This is a genomic window from Pseudomonas sp. GW821-FHT09C08 (assembly GCF_059418125.1).
The window spans coordinates 1-19908 of record NZ_JBWKPG010000010.1 but is presented as its reverse complement, the minus strand read 5'-3'; the positions used below and the strand labels follow the sequence as shown (position 1 = coordinate 19908).

Sequence of the window (19908 nt, the reverse complement as noted above, 5' to 3'; positions counted from 1 at the left end):
CGTGTGAGAACCCTATGTCGCCACTGGAAATCGTCGCCGTGTTCTTCAACATCGCCGGGGTCTGGCTCACCGCACAGCGAGTGCGCTGGTGCTGGCCGGTCAGCGTGGTCGCGGTGTTGCTGTATGCCTGGATCTTCTTCGACGTGAAGCTGTATTCGGACATGCTCCTGCAGTTGGTCTTCGCCGTGCTGCAAGGTTATGGCTGGTGGCGCTGGAGCACCGGGCGCATCGAGGCGGGCAAGGTCCGCGTGGAACGCCTGCCACTCCGGGAGGCGTGGCGCCACCTGCTCGCGGGGCTGATCGGCGCCGTGGCCCTGGGCGCCGTGATGCACCACTTTACCGATGCCGCGCTGCCCTGGCTGGATTCGCTGCTCACCGCCTTCAGCCTGGTGGCGAGCCTGTGGGCGGCGCGCAAATACGTGGTCAGCTGGTGGCTGTGGATCCTGCTGGACGCGGCCTATGTGGGGTTGTTCCTGTACAAGGACCTGCAACTCACCGCCGCGCTCTACGCCGGCTTTGTAGGGCTGGCGGCCTATGGTCTGCGGGCATGGCAACGTGACCTGCACCAACAGGAACATATAACCAAAGCTTCGGTTTACAGCGTTTAATATCATTAAACACAAGTGCATCTATCGCGTTTAAATATAAAAAACCTCGCTTGGATGCTTTTATGAACTTACGCACTGCTGCCGCGCTCAGCGTCACTCTCCTCCTGGCCAGCCCGGCGATCTTCGCCGGGCAGACCCTGGACCGCATCACCCAATCCAAGCAATTGGTCGGCGTGCTGATGGAGAATTACCCGCCCTTCTCATTCCTCAACGAACAAAACCAGCTGGATGGTTTTGACGTCGACGTGACCAAGGCCGTCGCCGACAAACTCGGGGTGAAACTGAAACTCGAAACGCCGTCCTGGGAAGTCATCGCCGCTGGCCGCTGGAATGGCCGCTACGACGTGTGCATCTGCTCCATGACCCCCAGCGCCGCGCGCGGCCAGGTCTTCAACTTCCCGTTCGAGTACTACGCCTCGCCGGCTGTGGTCGTGGTAAACAGCAACGACGACACGATCAAGTCGGCAGCCGATCTCAGCGGTAAAAAAGTCGGCGTGGGCAGTGCATCGACCTACGAGGCGTACCTGGCCAAGGACCTGGTGATCGAAGGCGCCAACACACCGATCGACTACCCGTTCAAGGCCGTGCAGGCGGTGCCCTACGACAACGAGACCATCGCTTTCCAGGACCTCGCGCTGGGCACCGGCAAGCGCCTGGATGCCATGGTCACCAACCTGGTCACCGCCAAGGAACGCATCGACCACGACCCACGCTTCAAGATCACCGGCGCGGTGCTGTACGCCGAGCCGAACGTGGTCGCCACCGAGAAGGGTGATCCACAATGGGATGCCAGATTGACGCAGATTCTCGCCGAGCTGAAAAGCGACGGCACGCTGGCGAAGATCTCGCAGAAATGGATCGGCTCAGACATCACCCAATGAGTGTTTTTCCTACCCCTCCAACCACGATCAAGCCGCCCGTGGCCAAGCGCACACGGCTGTCGTTCCGTGTGCGGCTATGGCTGACCTGGGGCGTGATGCTGGGCCTGTTCACCGCGATGTTCATGAGCTTTGACCTGCAGTTCGCCATCGTCGCCGCGAAGTGGCAGAACCTGGTGGGGCTGCACCTTTCGCCCCAGGGCTTTCTGCAAGGCGCGGCGCTGACGCTGTTCTTGTGTTTCTGCTCGATCTGGCTGTCGGTGGCCCTGGGTTTCGCCACCGCCCTGGCGCGCCTGTCGAGCAGCGCCGTGGCGTTCGGGATCGCCAGTTTCTATGCCTCGTTCTTTCGCGGCACGCCGTTGCTGATCCAGATTCTGCTGATCTACCTCGGCCTGCCTCAACTGGGCGTAGTGCCCGGCGCGATCAGTGCCGGGATCATTGCGCTGTCGTTGAACTACGGGGCTTACCTCAGCGAGATCTTCCGCGCCGGCATTCTTGGCGTGTCCCAGGGCCAACGCAATGCCGCCGCTGCACTGGGCATGGGCCGGGCCGTGACGTTCTGGCAGATCGTGCTGCCCCAGGCCATGCGCACCATTATTCCGCCGACCACCAGCCAGTTCATCTCGATGCTCAAGGACTCGTCTCTGGTCTCGGTGATGGGCGTGTGGGAGGTGATGTTCCTCGCGCAATCCTATGGCCGCTCGTCTTACCGCTATATCGAAATGCTTACCACGGCCGCCGTCATCTACTGGCTGTTGTCGATCGGCCTGGAACTGATCCAGGCCCGGCTGGAACGGCACTACGGCAAGGCTTATCTCCACGGGCGATAGTCTGTCGCCGCACTTTTTTTGCACGCAGGAAGCACCATGTCCGATCCTACCCCGCTGTTATTCGGTCTCTATGAACAAGCCAGTGTCGGCTGCGGCGGCGCGCCCAGCCTGTGGACCCACCCCAGCGATGAAAGGCTGGGCATCAATACCCTCAAATACTGGTCGAACCTGGCCCGCACGGCGGATGAAGCCAACCTCGACCTGATGTTTTTCGGCGACGTGCTGGGCTTTTACGATGTGTTCGGTGGCTCCGAAGCCATGGCGTTGAAATGGGCAGTGGAAGCCCCGGCCAACGATCCTTTAAGCATTATTCCGGCGCTGGTGGCCCTCACCGAAAAGCTCGCCTTCGGCGTCACCGTGACCACCACCTACGAGCACCCGTTCACCCACGCGCGGCGCTTCAGCACCCTTGATCACCTGTCTGAAGGGCGGATCGGCTGGAACATCGTCACCTCGTACCTGTCCAGCGCAGCGCGCAATTTCGGCCTGGAGCAGATGATCAAGCACGACGACCGCTATGAGCGCGCCGAGGAGTTTCTCGACGTGGTGTACAAGCTCTGGGAAGGCAGCTGGGCCGATGACGCGGTGCGCGCCGACAAACAGGCGCACACCTACGCCGATGGCGCCCGCGTGCGGCCGATCGCGCATGCCGGCGAGCATTACCGCGTGGCCGGGCCGCATCTGACTTCGCCATCGCCGCAACGCACGCCGCTGCTGATCCAGGCCGGCTGGTCGGCGCGCGGTCGGCAGTTTGCGGCCAAGCACGCGGAGCTGGTGTTTATCGCCAAGTCCAATCCACTGGAAATCCGCCAGGGCCTCGAAGACATCTGGCGCCAGGCCGAAGCCCGTGGCCGCCGCGCCGCCGACGTGAAGTCACTGACCGTGCTGCGCATCGTCACGGCGCCCACCGCTATCGAGGCGCAGAAAAAATACGACACCTTGCAAAGCAACTATCACCTGCAAGCGCAGTTGGTGAGCTATGCCGGCGACACCGGCATCGACATCAGCCGCTACGCCGACAATGAAGCGCTGTCGACCCACACCGAAGGCATGACCTCCTACGTGATGAAACCCGATGGCAGCGGCAAGCCGCTGACTGCCGGCGAGGTGCGCCAGCGTTTTGCGAATGTCACCCGTGGCAGCGACCTGATCCTGGTCGGCACCCCGGAGCAGATCGCGCAAAAGATCGAGGAGCACGCCCGCATCTCGGGCACCAGCGGCTATATGCTCAACCCGCTGATCAGCCCCGGCTCGCTGAATGATTTTGTCGAACTGGTGATCCCGGCCCTGCAAAAGCGCGGCCTGTACCGCACCACTGCGCAAACCGGCACGCTGCGCTCGCGGCTCAGCGTCGACGGCAGTGATCGCCTGCCCGCCTCGGCGCATGGCGCCTCGTTCCGCTTTGCATAAGGCCTGCGTGGGAGCAGGTGACCTGCGCCAACAGGAACGGTAGAGTCTGCCCCACGTCATGCCTGCACACGGAACCCCAGGATGCCTTTCGACCCCATCTCGCCGCACTACCAGCGCATCCGCGAACAGATCGCCCACGACATCGCCGCCGGTGTACCCCAGGCCGACGAGAAATTTCCCTCCGAGCGGGAAATGATCGAACGCTTCGGCTGCACCCGCGTCACCTTGCGCCAGGCCTTGCAGCAACTCGAGGCCGAGGGCCTGGTGTACCGCGAAAACCGCCGGGGCTGGTTCGTCAGCCCGCAGCGCATCCGCTACGACCCGACGCGTATCAGCGGCTTCATGGATTACGTCAGCGCCCAGGGCCGCACACCCCGCACCGAATGCCTGCACGCCGAACTGCGCCCGGCCGGCGCCTGGCTGGCCAAGCGAATGGGCCTGGCCTCGACGCAGGAGCCGGTGTTTTTCCTGCAGCGCCGCCGCTGGATCGACCGCCGCCCGGTGCTGCTGGAATTCAACGCACTGCTCGCCAGCTGGTGCCCCGGCCTGCTGGAAGCCGACCTCAATACCTCGCTGACCCAACTGCTGCGCGACCGTTTTGCGCGGGTGCAATCACGCTGTGAACTGCAGATGCACATCGGCACGGTGAATGAAGAACAGGCCGAGTTGCTGCAATTGTCGCCGGGCTCCACCAGTGTGTACCTGGAGCGCTTGAACTTCGGCGAGGACAACCAGGCGGTGGAATTCGACCAGGAATACTGGCGCCCGGATGCGCTGTCGATCGTGATGGAGACGCGGTATCCGGGTACGCGCTGACCCTGTGGAAGCCGGCTTGCAGGCGAAAATCTTTCGGGCACCACGTTGTGGCTGGGTTGCCGCGTTATCGTTGACGATCTTCGCTGGCAAGCCGGCTCGTGCAAGGGGGTAACTGCCGCTGTTGCTTGCGTAACAACCTGCCGCCCGCGTGTTGCATAAGCAACGCGCCAACCGTGCCCGTTGAAAAATCCTGAATAAATTCATCGACTTAATTATGACAAAATGATGGCATATAGCTTGCTATCGATGTCAGCAGCTTACTCTTCAAAGAGCGGCCCCTGCGCGATGGGACGGCATTCCGCCTGCCCCGCGCTCAAGAATCGGATTTCTTAAGGGACCTTGCCATGCACTCGCTGCTTCGCAACCATCGCTACACCAAACCCGCCCGCCCGTTTGTCCTTGCCAGTGCGCCCTTCATGGCGTTGCTGGCCGGCGATGCGCTGGGAGCCGACAACCAGACCACGACTGCCCTGCCCCAGGTCACGGTGACCGCCCAGCGGCATGAAGAATCCGCCCAGGACGTGGGTATCGCCCTGACCGCGCTCAGCGGCCAGGACCTGCAGAACAAGGGTGTGACCAACGTCAACGAGCTGCAGAACTACGTGCCCAACCTCGACATCGCGCCGCAGTACGGCGGCGGCAACCCGCTGTTCCGCATTCGCGGCGTCGGGCTCAAGGATTACGGCAGCAACAATACCTCCACCGTCGGCGTGTACCTGGATCAGGTCGCCTTGCCCTACCCGATCCAGACCCAGGGCCAGCTCTTCGACCTGGAACGCGTCGAGGTACTGCGTGGCCCGCAGGGCACGCTGTACGGGCGCAACAGCACAGCCGGCGCGATCAACTTCATCACCAACAAACCCACGCGTGAATTCCACGGTGGGCTGACCACCAGCTACGGCTCCTACAACGCCAGCAACGTCGAGGGTTTTCTCTCCGGGCCGCTCAGCGACACCCTGCGCGCACGCCTGGCGTTCATCACCGAACAAGGCGGCGCCTGGCAGGAGAACCGGGTGACCGGGCAAAGCCTGGGCGACAAGGACAACACCTCGGTGCGCGGCCAGTTCGATTGGGACGCCACGCCGGACATCAACTTCAACCTGAGCGTGCATGCCGGTGAGGACAAGTCCGACAGCCGCGGCTCGTACCTGTACCAGGGGCTGAAACCCAACGCCAACGGCGCCGCCTACGCGAGCATCAGCCCGGAAAACGACGGCAAGAAAACCGGCTGGGGCCTCACCCCGGGCTTTGCCAAGCTCACCGGGCTGTCGGTAGGTGACAAGCCGCATCGCGACAACGACAACACCGGTTTCGCGCTCACGGGCACGTTCGACCTGAATGACCATTTGAGCGTGACCAGCATCACCGCATCCGACCGCTTCCGGCGCCGCGAATACATCGACTGGGACGCGTCGGTGATCCCGCAATCGGATGAATACTTCGACTCCAAGATCGAAGTGTTCTCCCAGGAGCTGCGCCTGGCCTCACACGACAACGAGCGCTTCAACTGGCAGACCGGCCTGTATTTCGCCCAGGACCGCCTGGACGAAAACTTCTACTCGGACTTCAGCGCCAACCTCGGCTACGGCACCTACACCTCCTACACGCAGAAATCCAACACCTACAGCGCCTTCGCCCAGGGCGACTACCAGCTGACCGATGACTGGAAATTGATCGTAGGTGTGCGCCAGGAAAAAGAACACCGCGAACTCGAGGATTTCTCCACCCAGCGCATCCTCGTCAACAACGGCGTGTACCGTCTCGGGCAGTTGAGTTTCCCGGCCGCCGACAGCGACCTGGACAGCAACTCCACCTCCTGGAAGCTCGGCCTCGAGTACCAGCTCACACCGTCGACCCTGCTGTATTCGACGGTCAGCCGCGGGATCAAGTCCGGTGGTTTTACCGCCTACAACTCCAGCTATGCCGAGCAGATCGCACCGGTCAAACCGGAAAAACTGCTGGCCTATGAAGTGGGCTTCAAGAGTGACTTGAGCGACACGCTGCGTTTCAACGGCTCGGCGTTCTACTACGACTATCGCGACCAGCAATACCAGTCGCAGGTGTGGATCAGCCAGGCAGTGGGCAACGTCGGCCGGCTGGTGAATATTCCCAAGTCGAAGATCTACGGCTATGAGCTGGAACTGCAATGGGAGCCGGTGTCGGGCTTGACCCTCGGCCAGTACTTCGGCACCAAGAAAGGCAAGTACGTCGACTACCAGGGCCTGAACAGCACCGCGACCCGCGCGGTGGGGTTTGCCTACCCGGTGTACACCGACTTCTCCGGTTCCAGCCTGACCAACTTCCCGAAAATCAGCTACGGCGGCCAGCTGCAATATGTGTGGGACGTCGGCGGTTTTACCTTCAGCGCCGAGAGCGACTACTCGTTCCACGACCGCATCACCGGCAGCAACGGCACCACCACCCAGGCCTACTGGCTGGCGAATGCGCGCCTGGGTGTGACGCCCAAGGGCAGCAACTGGTCGGGCGCGCTGTGGGCCCGCAACGTGTTCGACAAGAAATACGACCTGTACCACGGCTCGTTCCTGTCCAACGCCCAAATCGCCACGCCGGGCGACCCACGCACCGTGGGTGTCCAGGCCAGCTACAAATTCTAGGGACCTGTCATGACTTTTGATCTGAACCGCCGCCAGGCCCTGCGCCTGCTGGCCGGGGTGGCGGCTGCGCCCCTGGTGTTGCGTTACGGCAGCGCGCTGGCGAATGTCGCCACGCCGTTCACGCTGGGGGTCGCCAGTGGCGATCCCTGGCCCGATGGCTTTGTGATCTGGACTCGACTGAGCACGCTGCCGCTGTTTCCCGGCAATGAATACGCGCTGCCGGCGAGCATCCCGGTGGATTGGGAAGTCGGCCTGGATGAACACTTCCAACGCATTGCCCAGCGCGGACGGACCCAGGCCCTGGCAATCAACGGCCACGCCGTGCATGTGCAATTGCACGGGCTGCAACCGGGCCGCGAGTACTGGTATCGCTTCATCGCCCTGGGCGAGCGCGGGCCGACCGGCCGCGCCCTGACCCTGCCGGCACTGAACGCCAAAGTCGATCACCTGCGCCTGGGCGTCGCTTCCTGCGCCCATTACGAGCGTGGGCTGTTCAGTGCGTATCGGCACATGGCCGACGAGCGTCCCGACCTGGTGCTGTTTCTCGGCGACTACATCTACGAATACACCAACGCCCCCGGCACACAGGGCCTGGCCCGCTCATACGGCGCCCCCGAAGCCACCGACCTGGCCGGCTACCGGTACCGCTACGCATTGCACAAGACCGACCCGGACCTGCAACAGCTGCACGCCGCTGCACCGTGGATCGCGACCTGGGACGACCATGAGGTGCAGGACGACTACTCCGGTGTGTCCTCCAAGGATCCGGGCGTGACCCTCGCGGCCTTCCAGCAACGCCGGGCGGCGGCGTACCAGGCCTTCCTGGAGAACATGCCGTTGCGGCGCCCGCCGCTGGGCAGCAATGGCAGTCCGCAGATTTACCGGCGTTTCACCTATGGCGATCTCGCCGCGATCCCGGTGCTCGATGGCCGCCAGTACCGCTCGCGCCAGCCGTGCTACCAGGCGCCGAATTTCGGCAAAGGCCATATGGAACTGAGCAGCTGCGTGGACCTCTCCGATCCCAAGCGCACGCTGCTGGGGTTTGAGCAGGAACGCTGGCTGTACGACGGTTTGCGCCGCAGCGACAGCCGCTGGAACCTGCTCGCCCAGGATCTGCTGGTGGCGCCGTTGCGGGCGGAACGGCCGGGCACCGATGGCGCGCGGTACTGGACCGACAGCTGGGACGGTTTCCAGGCGGCGCGCGGGCGGCTGATCGACAACCTGCGTGACAGCCGAGTGGCGAACCCGGTGGTATTGAGCGGGGACTATCACTCGTTCTGGGCCAACCATTTGTATGAGCGGCCGGAGGATCCGGATTCGAAACTGGTGGCGGCGGAGTTTGTCGGCACCTCGATCACCTCCAATGGGCCGAGCTACGAGGCAGTGCAGTCCATATTGCCGGCGAATCCGCAGATCCGCTTTTACGACAGTCGGCCCCGTGGGTATTTGTCGCTGGACCTGACGCCGGAGCGCCTGGCGGTGAAGATGCAGGCGATCTCCGATCGCCTGGACCCCAACGCCACGGTGTCGACGCTCAAGCACTTTGTCGTGGAGAGTGGCAGCCCGCAGCTTATCGAGGCCTAAAGCTGCACCACCCTCCTGGCAGGAGCCGGCTTGCCGGCGATGGCGGTCGCCGAATTGACGCTCAAAGAAGGCGCCTCATCGCCGGCCAGCCGGCGCCTGCAGGGGGTGTGCTGGCCGGGAATATCGGCCAGCAGTCTACGGGTGTAGTCATGGGCAGGCGCGGTGAAGATCTGTTCACAAGCGCCCTGCTCCACCACCTTGCCCGCCTGCATCACCACCACATGATCGGAAATCTGCCGCACCACCGCCAGATCATGGGAGATAAACAGGTAGCTCAAGCCCAGCCGTTCTTGCAGGTCCGCGAGCAACGTCAGAATCTGTCCCTGAATCGACGCATCCAGCGCCGACAACGCCTCATCCAGCACCAGCAACTGCGGCTCCAATGCCAACGCCCGTGCAATCGCCACCCGCTGCCGCTGCCCGCCCGACAGCTCCACCGGCCGACTCCCCAGCAACCGCGCCGGCAACTCGACCTGTTCCAGCAAGGTCGCCGCGCGCTGGCGGCGCCAGGCGCTGTCGCCCAACGCAAAGGCCTGCAACGGCTCACTGATGATCTGCTCCAGGCTCAACCGTGGGTTCAGCGACGCATAGGGATTCTGGTAAACCACCTGGATCTGCCGCCGCAACGCCAGCCACTCGCGGCGCGACACGTGGCTGATGTCCTGCCCATCGAACACCACGCTGCCGCTGTCCAACCGCTCCAACCCGAGAATCAGGCGCGCAGTGGTCGACTTGCCCGAGCCCGACTCCCCCACCAGGCTGGTGGTGCCGTGACGCGGCAGATGGAACGACACCCCGTCCACCGCCAGCGGTGTCGGGTGGCGCCAGGTCGAGAAATCCTTGCGCAGCCCCTGCACCGTCAACAGCGGCGTGGCCTCCACACGCTGCGCACTCACCTGCCGGCGTTGCTGCACCAACAAGCTTGGCGCCGCCTGCAGCAACTGCCGGGTGTAGGCATGCTGCGGCGTCTCGAAGACGCGACGGGCGTCGCCGGTTTCGACGATGCGCCCCTGGTGCATCACCAGCAGCCGGTCGGCGCGGTCGAGGGCCACGCCCAGATCATGGGTGATCAGCAACACCGCCGTGCCACGTTCACGGGCCAGGGTTTGCAGGCGGTCGAGAATCTGCCGCTGCACGCCCACATCCAGCGCGCTGGTCGGCTCATCGGCGATCACCAGCGGCGGGTCATTGGCCAGGGCGATGGCGATCAGCACGCGCTGGCGCATGCCGCCGGAGAGTTGATGCGGATAACCGCGAGCAACACGCTCGGCGTCCGCCAGCCCGACTTCGCGCAACAGTGCCAGGCTGCGCTGGCGCGCCAGCGGCTTGGGCACGCCGTGCAGGGTCAGGGCCTCGACCAGTTGGTGGCCGATGCGCTTGACCGGGTCGAGGGACAAGCCCGGATCCTGCGGCACAAAGCCCACGCTGCGCCCGCGAATGCTTTGCCACTGGCGTTCGCTGGCGGTGGTCAATTCCTCGCCTGCCAGGCGAATGCTGCCGGATTCGATCTGCGCGTTGCCCGCCAGCAAGCCCACCAAGGCTGCCGCTGTGGTCGATTTACCCGAGCCGGACTCGCCGACAATCGCCAGGATCTCGCCGGCCTTGAGCTGGAAATCAATGCCCGCCACGCCTTCGGTGCGCCCATCGCGGCCGTGATAGGCGATACGCAGGTCGCGTACGTCGAGCAAAAGGTGGTCTGTCATCGTGTGCCTCCTTGATCCTGTTGCAACGCCCGCGCCAGTTGGTTGGCCGACACCACGACCGCAGCCACGACCAGGCCCGGCAGGCTGGTGTACCACCAGGCGGCAATCATGAAGTTGCGCCCTTCGGCCACCAGCAAACCCCATTCGGGTTGCGGCGGTGGCGCGCCGAAGCCGAGAAAACTCAAGGCCGAGACCGACAGCACCGCACTGCCGAATTCCAGCGCGGCCAACGCGAGCACCGGCGCGCTGGCGTGGGGCAGGATGTGCCGCGCGATAATGGTCCACGGCCCGACACCACAGGCCGATGCGGCCTCGACAAACGTACTTGCACGCCAACGCAACACTTCGCCGCGCACCAGGCGCGCGAAGGTCGCGACCGACGACAGGCCCACCGCCAGGGCGATGTTCAGCGTGCCAAACCCCAGCACCGTGATCACCGCCATGGCCAGCAGCAATGCCGGGATCGCCATCAAGACTTCCACCAGGCGCATCAGCACCGCGTCCACCCAGCCGCCGAAGAACCCCGCAAACACCCCGAGGAGGATGCCGCTGACCAACGCAATCAGCACCGCCAGCAAGGTCGCGCGCAACGACAGCCCGGCGCCATACACCGTACGGCTATAGAGGTCGCGGCCGAGGTGGTCGGTGCCAAACCAGTGCGCCAGGGACGGGCTCTGCAAGGCATTGGCCGGCACCCCGAGCAGCGGGTCGAAATGCGTGAACAGTTGCGGCCACAACGCCCAGCCCAACACCAGCAGCAGGACGATCACGCCCAGCGGCAGCAACGGGCGGCGGCGCAACGCGCGCAAGTGGTGCGGACGCGGCAAAACAGCGGTCAAGGCAAGGCTCATCGTGCGGCTCCGCGAATACGTGGGTCGAGCAACGGATACAACAGGTCGACCAGCAGGTTGACCGCGATAAAGATCAATGCCGCCAACACCACCACGCCCTGTACCACCGGAATGTCCTGGGTGCTGACCGCACCCTGGGCCAGGCGTCCGACGCCCTCACGGGAGAACACGGTCTCGGTGACCACCGAGCCGGCCAGCAGCGAGCCGACAATCACCCCGCTCAAGCTGAGGATCGGGATCACCGCGTTGTGCAGCACATGGGTCAACAGCACCCGCAGCGGGCTCAGGCCCTTGGCGCGCAGAGCATCCACGAATGGCAGGCGCGCGGTGGCGGCCAACGAGCGCGCCAGTACCTGGGCGATCACCGCGCTGGTCGGAATCGCGAGTGTCAGGGTCGGCAGGACCAGTGAGGCAAACCCCTGGTTGCCCATCGCTGGAAACCAGTGCCAGCCGAAGGAAAACCACTGCAACAACAGCAGCCCCACCCAGAAGGTCGGCAACGACACGGCCACCGCCGGCAACCCGAGCAACAGGTCGCGCAGCCAGCGCCGGCGGGTCAGGCTGGCGACCAGCGCGAGGCTCACGCCCAGCACCAGCGCCACCGCCAGCGACACCAACGCCAGGGCCGCTGTCTTCGGCAAGGCCTCAGCCAATGACGCCGATACCGGCTGGCCACTCTGGATCGAGTTGCCGAAATCCAGCTGCACGGCATGCCACAGGGCAATGCCGTACTGCACCGCCAGCGGCTCGTCGAGGAGGTACTGCGCGCGTAGCGCCGCGACTTGCTGCTGGTTGACGGTGCTCTGCTCGCCGCTCTGGTTGAGCATGATGCTCACCGGGTCGCTGGGCAGCGCGTACAGAATCACGAATGACAGGCTGAACGCCGCCCACAGCACCAGCAACGCCTGGCCACCACGGCCCAACAGGTACAGCGCGGTGCCCCTCATGGCTGCAACCAGGTGTCGAAGAACTGCAGCCGCGAGGACGCTTCGTAATGCAGGCCCTGGACCTTCTTGCCGTGGGCCAGCACCGTCGCCAACTCCACCAGGGCAATCGCATGACCGTCACGCAGCAGCAACTCGCTGGCCTGGTCGATCAGCCCCTGGCGCTTGGCGCTGTCGAGGGTCTTGGACGACTCGCTCAACAGCCGGTCCACCTCGCCCGGTTCGCGCTTGTTGATGTTGTAGCCCCGGGCGTCATACACGGTGCGCAGCACGTCCGGGTCGGCGCGGGTCAGGTTGAGAAAGCGCACGCTGAAATCCCCACCGGCCTGGATCGCCGTGACCTGGCTGATGGTGGATTTATTCAGTTGGAAGTCGATGCCCACGCCCTTCAATTGCTGCTGTACCAGCTCCAGGATGGGCGTCTGCTGCCAGTAATCCAGGCGAAACGCCAGGCGCTTGCCGTCCTTGACCCGCACGCCATCCGCGCCCACTTGCCAGCCGGCCTCGTCCAACAGCCGGCGCGCGCCGTCAGGGTCATAGGCCAACAGGCTGGAAAAGTCGCGATACAGCGGCGTGCTGGTGGCGAGCAAGGCGGTGGCGGGTTTCTGGTAGCGGGAAATGATGCGCTGCAACTCGGCCCGGTTGATTGCCTTGTTCAGCGCCTGGCGCACCTTGATATCGGCGAACAGCGGCGTCGATTCATTCAGCGCCAGGTTGAACACCACGCCGGGATTGGCCCGGGTCAACAGCACCAGGCCCTGGCCTTCGATGCCCGGTTCATCCTGTGGCGCGACGCTGGTGTTCACCTCGATCTGCGCGGACGCCAGGCTGCCCAGGCGCACGCCGGATTCGGGAATGATCAGGAACTCGATGCCGTCGAGCCAGGCCTTGCCCGTGTGGGCCGCCAAGGAAGAACCCCAGGCGTAGTCCTCGCGCCGGCTCAGCGACACTTTCTGGTTATGCACGAACGACTTCAGTACAAACGGCCCCGAGCCGACCAACTGGCCCTGGCAGCGCTCACCTGACGACAAGGCCAGGTTGGCGGGCGACAACAGTCCCAGGGTCATGGTCGAGGTGGCTTGCAGGAATTGCGCGTTGGACTGCTCGAACTCGACCACCACCGTGTGGCTGTCCGGGGTGTCGATGCGCTTGAGCCCGGCCAGGTAGGTCGAGCCGAGGATCGAGCGCGCGCCCAGGGCCAGGATGCCTTCCAGGTTGGCCTTGACCGCCGCAGCGTCCACCGCCGCGCCGTCGCTGAAGGTCGCGCCCTGGCGCAGCACAAAGGTGAAGCGCCGCGAATCCGCATCCACCTCCCAGCGTTCGGCCAGCCACGGCACGATGGCGCCGGTGACCGGGTCCTGGTCGGTGAGGGAGTCCACCAATTGCCGCCCGACGTTCAGCGCGGTGTTATTACCCGCCTGCTGCGGGTCGACACATTGCGGGTCGCCGTCCAGGGCCACGCGCAGAGTGCCGCCGCTGTGGGGCTTGGACGGGTCGGCCTGGCTGACCTCGCCGGACGGGCCGCCACAGCCGGCCAGCAGCAGCGCCAACAGTGCGACTGAATACGGCTTCATGAACGCGCTCCCTGACGACGGTTGGCGATATACGGCAAGCCGAGGTTTTCGCGCAGGGTCTGGCCCTGGTATTCCTGGCGGAACAAACCGCGGCGCTGCAGCTGCGGCACCACGCCATCAGCAAAATCGGCGATGCCCTGGTGCAGCCCGGAGAACATCACGTTGAAGCCATCGGCAGCGCCACTTTCGAACCATTCCTGGAAGTCATCCGCCACACTTTCGGGCGTGCCGATCAGGATGCGATGCCCACCGGCGGTGAGCTTGTTGAACAGCTCACGCACGGTCGGGCGCTCGCGGCGGATCAGGTCAAACACCAGCTTCTGCCGGCTCTTGTGGGTGTTGGTATCGAACTGCTCGGGCGGCAGCGGCACCAATGAATCGAACGGCAGCTCCGACAGGTCGAAACCCAAGCTGGTAAAGCGCGAGATCGAACTGAGGAACGCCTTCGGGTCCTGCAGCTCCTGCAGTTGATCGTATTTGGACTGGGCTTCGGCCTGGGTACGGCCGATCACGGTGGAGACGCCCGGCAGTACTTTCAGGTGCTCGGGGTTACGTCCCAACCCGGCAGCGGTGTGTTTGATTTCACGGTAGAACGCCTGGCCCTGCTCCACGGTGTGCTGGGCGGTAAAAATCAATTCCCCGGCCCGCGCCGCCAAGCGCCGGCCGGCATCGGAGGAGCCGGCCTGGGCAATCACCGGGTAGCCCTGCACCGGACGTGCGGCGTTGAGCGGGCCCTGCACCTGGAAGTATTTGCCGTGGTGGTTGAGCACGTGCAGCCTGTCGGTATCCAGCCATTGCCCGGACGCCTTGTCCTGGATAAATGCATCATCGGCCCAGCTGTCCCACAAGCCGGTGACCACGTCGTAGAACTCTTCGGCGCGCTCATAGCGGTCGGCGTGCTTGATGTGGTCATCGCGGTTGAAGTTCTCGCCGCCGCCCAGTGAGGTCACCAGGTTCCAGCCGACCCGGCCACCGCTGAGGTGATCGATGTTGGCGAACTTGCGCGCAATGTTGTACGGCTCGTTGTAGGTGGTGCTGGCGGTGGCGATCAGGCCGATATGCCGCGTCGCCAGGGCCAGCGCCGGCAACAGCACCAGCGGGTCCCAGCGCACGCTGTTGGGGCCGCGCGCCAGGGCCAGGGGGTCGAGGTCGACGTTCACCGTGTCGTTGAAAAACAACGCATGAAAACGCGCCGCTTCAAGCTTTTCGGCGATCCAGCGAAAGTGCTCGAAATCGCGGAACGAGTCGGCGGCGGCACTCGGGTGGCGCCAGGCCGACCCCATGATCCCGGCACTCGGAATGAAGGCGCCGAGCAGTATCTGTCGTTCTTGTTGGCTCATGTCGCAGTCCTCATCAGAAGGTGTAGGTCGCGCGGGTGTACCAGAACGCACCGTAGGGATCGAACGGCGAGATGCTGCCGAACTTGGGGAACCCGTTGATATCGCCTTGGGGGAACGCGTTGTTGTCGGCCTTGACGTTGAGCAGGTTGTTGGCGCCCACCGCCAGGTTCAGGTCCTTGGTGAGGTTGTAGGCCACCTCCAGGTCGGTGAGCCACTTGGCGCCGTAGGTCACGTCATAAGCCGGGTTGGTGTCGCGGGCGATGACCTTGTCGTAGCGGGTCAGGCCGGCGTTGATGTCAAACTTGTCGACCTTCCAGTTGGCGCTGAGGATCAGCTTGGTCTTGGGGTTGGCCACGGTCAGGTATCCCTGGGCCACGCGGTCGAACAGCGCCAGGTTGCTGCCGACGGCGGTGAGTGCGGCGGGCGTCGACTTGATGCTGTCGATCGTGGTCTTGTTGTAGTTGGCCGCCACGCCATATTTGACGGTGCCGAAGGCGCCGTAATCGACGCGGTAGTCGGTGACCAGGTCGATGCCGCGCGTGGTGGTGTCGGCGGCGTTGGTGAAGTACTTGACCCGGTAGCCAGGGCGGAAGCCGTTGGCCTGCAGGATCTGGTCGACGCCGCTGCCGTAGAGGAAACCCGTCTGGGCGATGCGGTCGCTGATCTCGATCTGATAGGCGTCCACAGTGATATTCGCTTCGGGCACCGGCTTGTAGGCGAAGCCGAGGCTGATATTGCGCGACTTCTCCGGCTTCAGATCCTCTGCGCCAAGCGCCTGGGCCAGCGGCGAATCGACCCGCACCGACTTGGCCTCGACGAACTGCGCCACGCCATTGACGGTGGTGTATTGGTTGGCGGTCTGCGCATACACCGATTGCGACAGCGACGGCGCGCGAAAACCGTTGCTGAGGGTGCCGCGCAAGGCGAATTCAGGGGTGAAGTCATAGCGCAACGAGAGCTTGCCGCTGCTGGTGTTGCCTGAGCTGTCGTCGTAATGCTCGAAGCGCCCGGCCACGCCCACATAGAGTTTCTCGGTGGGGTTGAGGCCCACATCCAGGTAGCTGGCGTAGCTGTTGCGACTGGCCTGGCCTTCGTCATCCGGGGTCAGGGTGATTGCGCCCTGGGCGCCCACCGCGCCGGGTTGCCCGGCCAGCGGACCGCTGGGGTAGACATAGCCGCCGTTGATGTACGACAGCGGGTTGCCCGACTCGGTCTTGTAGCGCTCATGCCGATGCTCGAGGCCGGCCGAGACTTGCAGCGGTTTGCTCAGGCCGATGTCGAAGGCGCGGGTCAGGTCGAGGTTGTTGGTCCACTGGTCGAAATAGTTGGTGTAGGTGGTGAAGTGCGTGGGGCTCGACGGGCCGAGCGAGGCGTTGAGGGTCTCGTCGGCGCCGGCCACGCCCTTGTCGCGGCCAAAGGTCGAACTCAAGTCCCAGTTCCACTCGGCGATCTTGCCCTTGCCGCCGGCCGCGACCTGGTAGTCGGTTTCGCGCAGGGTGTAGAACGGCGCCGTACCGTCGGGGTAAATCGAGGGGATGATGTTGGTGGAGTTGGGCCGCCGGTAGTTCTGCCCGCCCCGCGCGTCGCGCTGGCTGAGGGTCGAGAACGAGTACAGGGTCACGTCGTCCAGGGGCAGTTCGGCGTTGTAGGCGACGTTGATCGCCTTGATTTTCGGCAGGCCGTTTTTCTGCACGTCCTTGTCGTTGGCCTCGCGCGGGTCCGGTGAGCCGTTGGCCTGCGGGTAGTAGAACGCGCCCGTCGCATCGCGGGCACGCACGGCGGTCTGCTGGGACTTGGCGTCCAGCGACAGGTTGAAAAAGCCGTCGTTGGGCAGCGCGAAACCGTTGTTCAGGGTCTGGCGAATCGTGCCGCCGTCGCCCTTGGTGTACTCGCCATAGGAGGTGCTGACCGAGCCCCCGTTGTCGTTCTGCTTGAGGATGATGTTGATCACCCCGGCAATCGCGTCCGAGCCGTACTGCGCCGAGGCGCCGTCGCGCAGCACCTCGATATGGTCGATGGCGCTGACCGGGATCATGTCCAGGTCCACCGGGTTGGTGCCGTAGGCCGCCGTGGAGTCGAGGTTGATCACCGCGCTGTTGTGGCGGCGCTTGCCGTTGACCAGCACCAGCACGTTGGAGCCGTTGAGGCCGCGCAGGCTGTAGGGCCGCGCGATGCTGTCGTTGGACGTGCCCGAAGGCCGCTGGGAAAACGACGGCAGGGTTTTCTGCAAGGCGGTCCGCAGGCTGCTGGAACCGGTTTTCTCCAGTTGCTGGGCGCTGATCACATCGATCGGCGACGGGCTGCTGGTGACGGTGCGCGCCTCGCTGCCGCGCGAGCCGGTGACGATCACCGTGTCGAGCGTGTCATCGCTGGTGGCGGCGTAGGCTGGCAGCATGGAAAAGCCGGCGAATATCAAGGGAGCGAGTTGCAGGGTGGAACGGTAGGCAATGGGTTTCATGGCAGGTCAACTGTTCAGAATAGGGTTGAAGTCGTCACGCCACAGCGGTCGTGCATCGACGCTCTGGCTGATCAAATGGTTGGCATAAAACAGGTCGGCCACCTGCTGCTGGGAGGCCATGGCGTCGGCATCGATGCCTTGCAGGCGGCCCGGCCGGCTGCGCTGCTGGAACTGGCGCAGGTACAGGGCACGATCGATGCCGGTCAGCGCTTCACTGCGCTCGGCCCAGCGTTCGGGATGGGCGTTGACCCAGGCCCAGGTGGCTTGCTCACGCCGCAAGAAATCGCCTACCTGGCTGCGGCGTTGAGGGTTGGCCAATACCTGTTGCGTGGTCGCAATCACGTAGTTGCCGGAGTAGTAGCGGCTGACGTCCGCCAGCAGTTCGCCGTCCATCTGGCTGGTGGCTTGCAGCGCGCTGATGCCGCCGGTGGCGATGGCATCCACATGGCCGTTGCGAAACGCGGTGAGCGCGTCCTGCATCGGCAGCGGTACCGCCGTCACATCGGCCAGGGACAGGCCGTTCTGCGCGAGCATGTTCAGCACAAAGTAGTGAGTGTTGGTGGCCCGTACGTAGCTGATGGTCTTACCCTTGAGGTCCTGGACCGTGCGGATGCCAGCGCCTTTTTTCACCACCAGACTCGTGTCGTTGCGGTCGCCTGCGTACTGGGCCACCAGCGCAATCGGCACCTTGGCGATCGAGGCGAAGATCGGCGGGATCTCGCTCATGAACGCGTAGTCCAGGTGGCCGCTGCTCAGGGCTTCGAGTACCAGGTTGCCGCCGCTGACATCCACCCATTCCACCGGGTACGGCGTGTCGGCCTGGCCGGCGTCGGCCAGAAACGACGCGGCGGTGCCCTTGTAGCGCCACACGCGCAAGGGTTCGGCGGCCTGGGCGCCCAGCAGCGCGCCAGCCGCAAGGGTGCCGCCAGCCAACAGTAATTGCCGACGAGTCAGGGTGTGCATGGCAGGTGCCTCAGTCGAGCAGGTCGGGTTCTTCGGTGCGGATCTGGTCCCACAGCGGCAGGAAGTTGAGCCAGGCGAAGAACTCGTGGCGGGCCTTGTCGATGCCGTCCTCCAAGGCGTCCGCCGGCGGCACCAGCGGCTGCCCGGCCGACCGCGCGGCCAGGTGCACGCGGGCGGTGTCTTCGGCGAGGATGAACCGCCAGGCGGCGCTTTCCACCGTCGCGCCGGTGACCCACAGGCCATGGTTCTGCCACACCAGCAGGTTGTTCTCGGCGAAGGTCTCGACGAACGCCTGGCTGACGATGTTGCGGTCCTGTTCCAGCGCGCCACTGGCGGTGCGCAGGGCGTGACGCGGGAAGATCACCTGGTCATTGAGGAAGGCGCCGGACTCGGCGGTGATCGGCTCGAACAGCTGGCCCAACGACGACCAGACGCGGCCATGAAAACCATGAAAGTGCGCAATGCCGACCACGTCCGGGCGCGCCTGTTGCAGGTCGTGGTGCAGTTCCAGGGCGCTGGTATTCAGCAGGCCCTCGCCTTCCACCACTTGGCCATTGCCATCGACGCGCAACAAGTGCGACACGGTGATCTGCGAGAACGGCACGCCCAGCGGGTTGATCCAGTACTGCTCGGGATGGACCGGGTCGCGGGCGGTGAAATGTCCCGCCACGCCTACCTCGAAACCCAGGCGGCCGAACAGGCGATAGGCGGCGGCCAGGCGTTGCTTGCGGTGCAGGCGCTCTTGCAGCGGGTCGTCATGGGTGGGTACGGCGCCCAGCGCCAGGCGATTATTGTCGTAGGGCAAGGTGTAGATGGTTTGTGGGAACAGTGTGGAATGACTCATACAGGCAACCCCTGATCAGGCAGTTTTTATAGGCGAGCGAATCCGTGGCTCGGCAGGGCCGGCTGTGAAAACGCAAGGAAGGTGTGGCGGCGGGAAGTGTGGTCAGGTCGTCATGATCAGGGGGGCCCTCGCAGGTGGGTATCGTCGGTGCTCACCTCCACCATGCGAGGGGTCGGGTCGAGTGTGTTGTCGCTGGATTGAAAGGTATTCGTCTAAGAAACGTCTGTAAAAGGCTTTGTAGTCATATGCTAATAATCAGCCTTTTTTAATATGCTGGTAGATGATGATCAGTTAATTGCATTTTTTTTGGGTTTTTGGGGGATGGGGGGCATATCCGTTATTTGGGTGATGGTCGACTATGGTTCCGCTCTTACAGCGGGTCACTTTTGGAAAAGCCCGGAATGCCGGCCCAGCCAAAAGTAACCAAAAGGGCTCTTGCCCCAACACTCGGCACCTCGCCTAGGCTCGGTGTGCCCGTAATCCGACATTG

The 19908-nt window shown here is 64.1% G+C and carries 15 protein-coding genes; 7 read left to right on the top strand and 8 right to left on the bottom strand.

From position 1 onward, the window contains the following. Positions 1 to 14 precede the first annotated feature (14 nt). The 7 genes from pnuC to AC07OJ_RS26630 all read left to right on the top strand — a co-directional run bounded on the left by pnuC (position 15) and on the right by AC07OJ_RS26630 (position 8741). Positions 15 to 608, top strand: a complete 594-nt coding sequence (pnuC, locus tag AC07OJ_RS26660; RefSeq protein WP_065904251.1) for a nicotinamide riboside transporter PnuC — start codon at positions 15 to 17, stop codon at positions 606 to 608. 62 nt (positions 609 to 670) lie between these two features. Continuing rightward, positions 671 to 1489 carry a transporter substrate-binding domain-containing protein gene (locus tag AC07OJ_RS26655; protein ID WP_495095503.1) on the top strand — a complete coding sequence of 273 codons (819 nt, stop codon included), beginning with the start codon at positions 671 to 673 and terminating at the stop codon, positions 1487 to 1489. Beyond that, positions 1486 to 2316, top strand: coding sequence for an amino acid ABC transporter permease (locus tag AC07OJ_RS26650; protein WP_065904255.1), 831 nt, complete (start codon positions 1486 to 1488; stop codon positions 2314 to 2316). The genes AC07OJ_RS26655 and AC07OJ_RS26650 overlap by 4 nt, the downstream gene beginning before the upstream one ends. A 36-nt stretch (positions 2317 to 2352) precedes the next feature. Beyond that, on the top strand, positions 2353 to 3726 hold the full coding sequence (locus AC07OJ_RS26645; protein WP_065904257.1) for an LLM class flavin-dependent oxidoreductase: 1374 nt from the start codon (positions 2353 to 2355) through the stop codon (positions 3724 to 3726). An 81-nt stretch (positions 3727 to 3807) separates the two neighbouring features. Continuing rightward, on the top strand, positions 3808 to 4542 hold the full coding sequence (locus AC07OJ_RS26640; protein WP_065904260.1) for a UTRA domain-containing protein: 735 nt from the start codon (positions 3808 to 3810) through the stop codon (positions 4540 to 4542). Positions 4543 to 4886: 344 nt separating this feature from the next. Then, the gene (locus AC07OJ_RS26635; protein ID WP_495095502.1) at positions 4887 to 7157 is read left to right on the top strand and encodes a TonB-dependent receptor; all 2271 of its coding nucleotides are present in this window, start codon (positions 4887 to 4889) and stop codon (positions 7155 to 7157) included. Positions 7158 to 7166: 9 nt separating this feature from the next. After that, positions 7167 to 8741 (top strand): alkaline phosphatase D family protein, encoded by a 1575-nt coding sequence (locus tag AC07OJ_RS26630; RefSeq protein WP_495095501.1) that lies wholly within the window; start codon positions 7167 to 7169, stop codon positions 8739 to 8741. Here the strand turns inward: AC07OJ_RS26630 and AC07OJ_RS26625 are convergent. Genes AC07OJ_RS26625 through AC07OJ_RS26590 form a run of 8 tightly spaced genes read right to left on the bottom strand, consistent with a single transcriptional unit; the run spans position 8738 to position 19418 of the window. Then, positions 8738 to 10444 carry a dipeptide ABC transporter ATP-binding protein gene (locus AC07OJ_RS26625; protein ID WP_495095500.1) on the bottom strand — a complete coding sequence of 569 codons (1707 nt, stop codon included), beginning with the start codon at positions 10442 to 10444 and terminating at the stop codon, positions 8738 to 8740. The genes AC07OJ_RS26630 and AC07OJ_RS26625 overlap by 4 nt on opposite strands. After that, a complete protein-coding gene (locus tag AC07OJ_RS26620; RefSeq protein ID WP_495095499.1) occupies positions 10441 to 11295 on the bottom strand; it encodes an ABC transporter permease in 855 nt (284 codons plus the stop codon). Before AC07OJ_RS26620 ends, AC07OJ_RS26625 begins: the two co-directional genes overlap by 4 nt. Then, the gene (locus tag AC07OJ_RS26615) at positions 11292 to 12242 is read right to left on the bottom strand and encodes an ABC transporter permease (protein ID WP_495095498.1); all 951 of its coding nucleotides are present in this window, start codon (positions 12240 to 12242) and stop codon (positions 11292 to 11294) included. The genes AC07OJ_RS26620 and AC07OJ_RS26615 overlap by 4 nt, the downstream gene beginning before the upstream one ends. Continuing rightward, positions 12239 to 13813 (bottom strand): ABC transporter substrate-binding protein, encoded by a 1575-nt coding sequence (locus tag AC07OJ_RS26610; protein WP_201145409.1) that lies wholly within the window; start codon positions 13811 to 13813, stop codon positions 12239 to 12241. Before AC07OJ_RS26610 ends, AC07OJ_RS26615 begins: the two co-directional genes overlap by 4 nt. Continuing rightward, the gene (locus AC07OJ_RS26605) at positions 13810 to 15153 is read right to left on the bottom strand and encodes an LLM class flavin-dependent oxidoreductase (RefSeq protein WP_495095497.1); all 1344 of its coding nucleotides are present in this window, start codon (positions 15151 to 15153) and stop codon (positions 13810 to 13812) included. Before AC07OJ_RS26605 ends, AC07OJ_RS26610 begins: the two co-directional genes overlap by 4 nt. A gap of 13 nt (positions 15154 to 15166) precedes the next feature. Further along, entirely contained in the window at positions 15167 to 17611 is a 2445-nt protein-coding gene (locus AC07OJ_RS26600) for a TonB-dependent receptor plug domain-containing protein (protein ID WP_120449141.1), read from the bottom strand. A gap of 6 nt (positions 17612 to 17617) precedes the next feature. Then, a complete protein-coding gene (locus tag AC07OJ_RS26595; RefSeq protein ID WP_065904267.1) occupies positions 17618 to 18574 on the bottom strand; it encodes an ABC transporter substrate-binding protein in 957 nt (318 codons plus the stop codon). A 10-nt stretch (positions 18575 to 18584) separates the two neighbouring features. Further along, on the bottom strand, positions 18585 to 19418 hold the full coding sequence (locus tag AC07OJ_RS26590) for a class II aldolase/adducin family protein (RefSeq protein WP_495095496.1): 834 nt from the start codon (positions 19416 to 19418) through the stop codon (positions 18585 to 18587). Positions 19419 to 19908 lie beyond the last annotated feature (490 nt).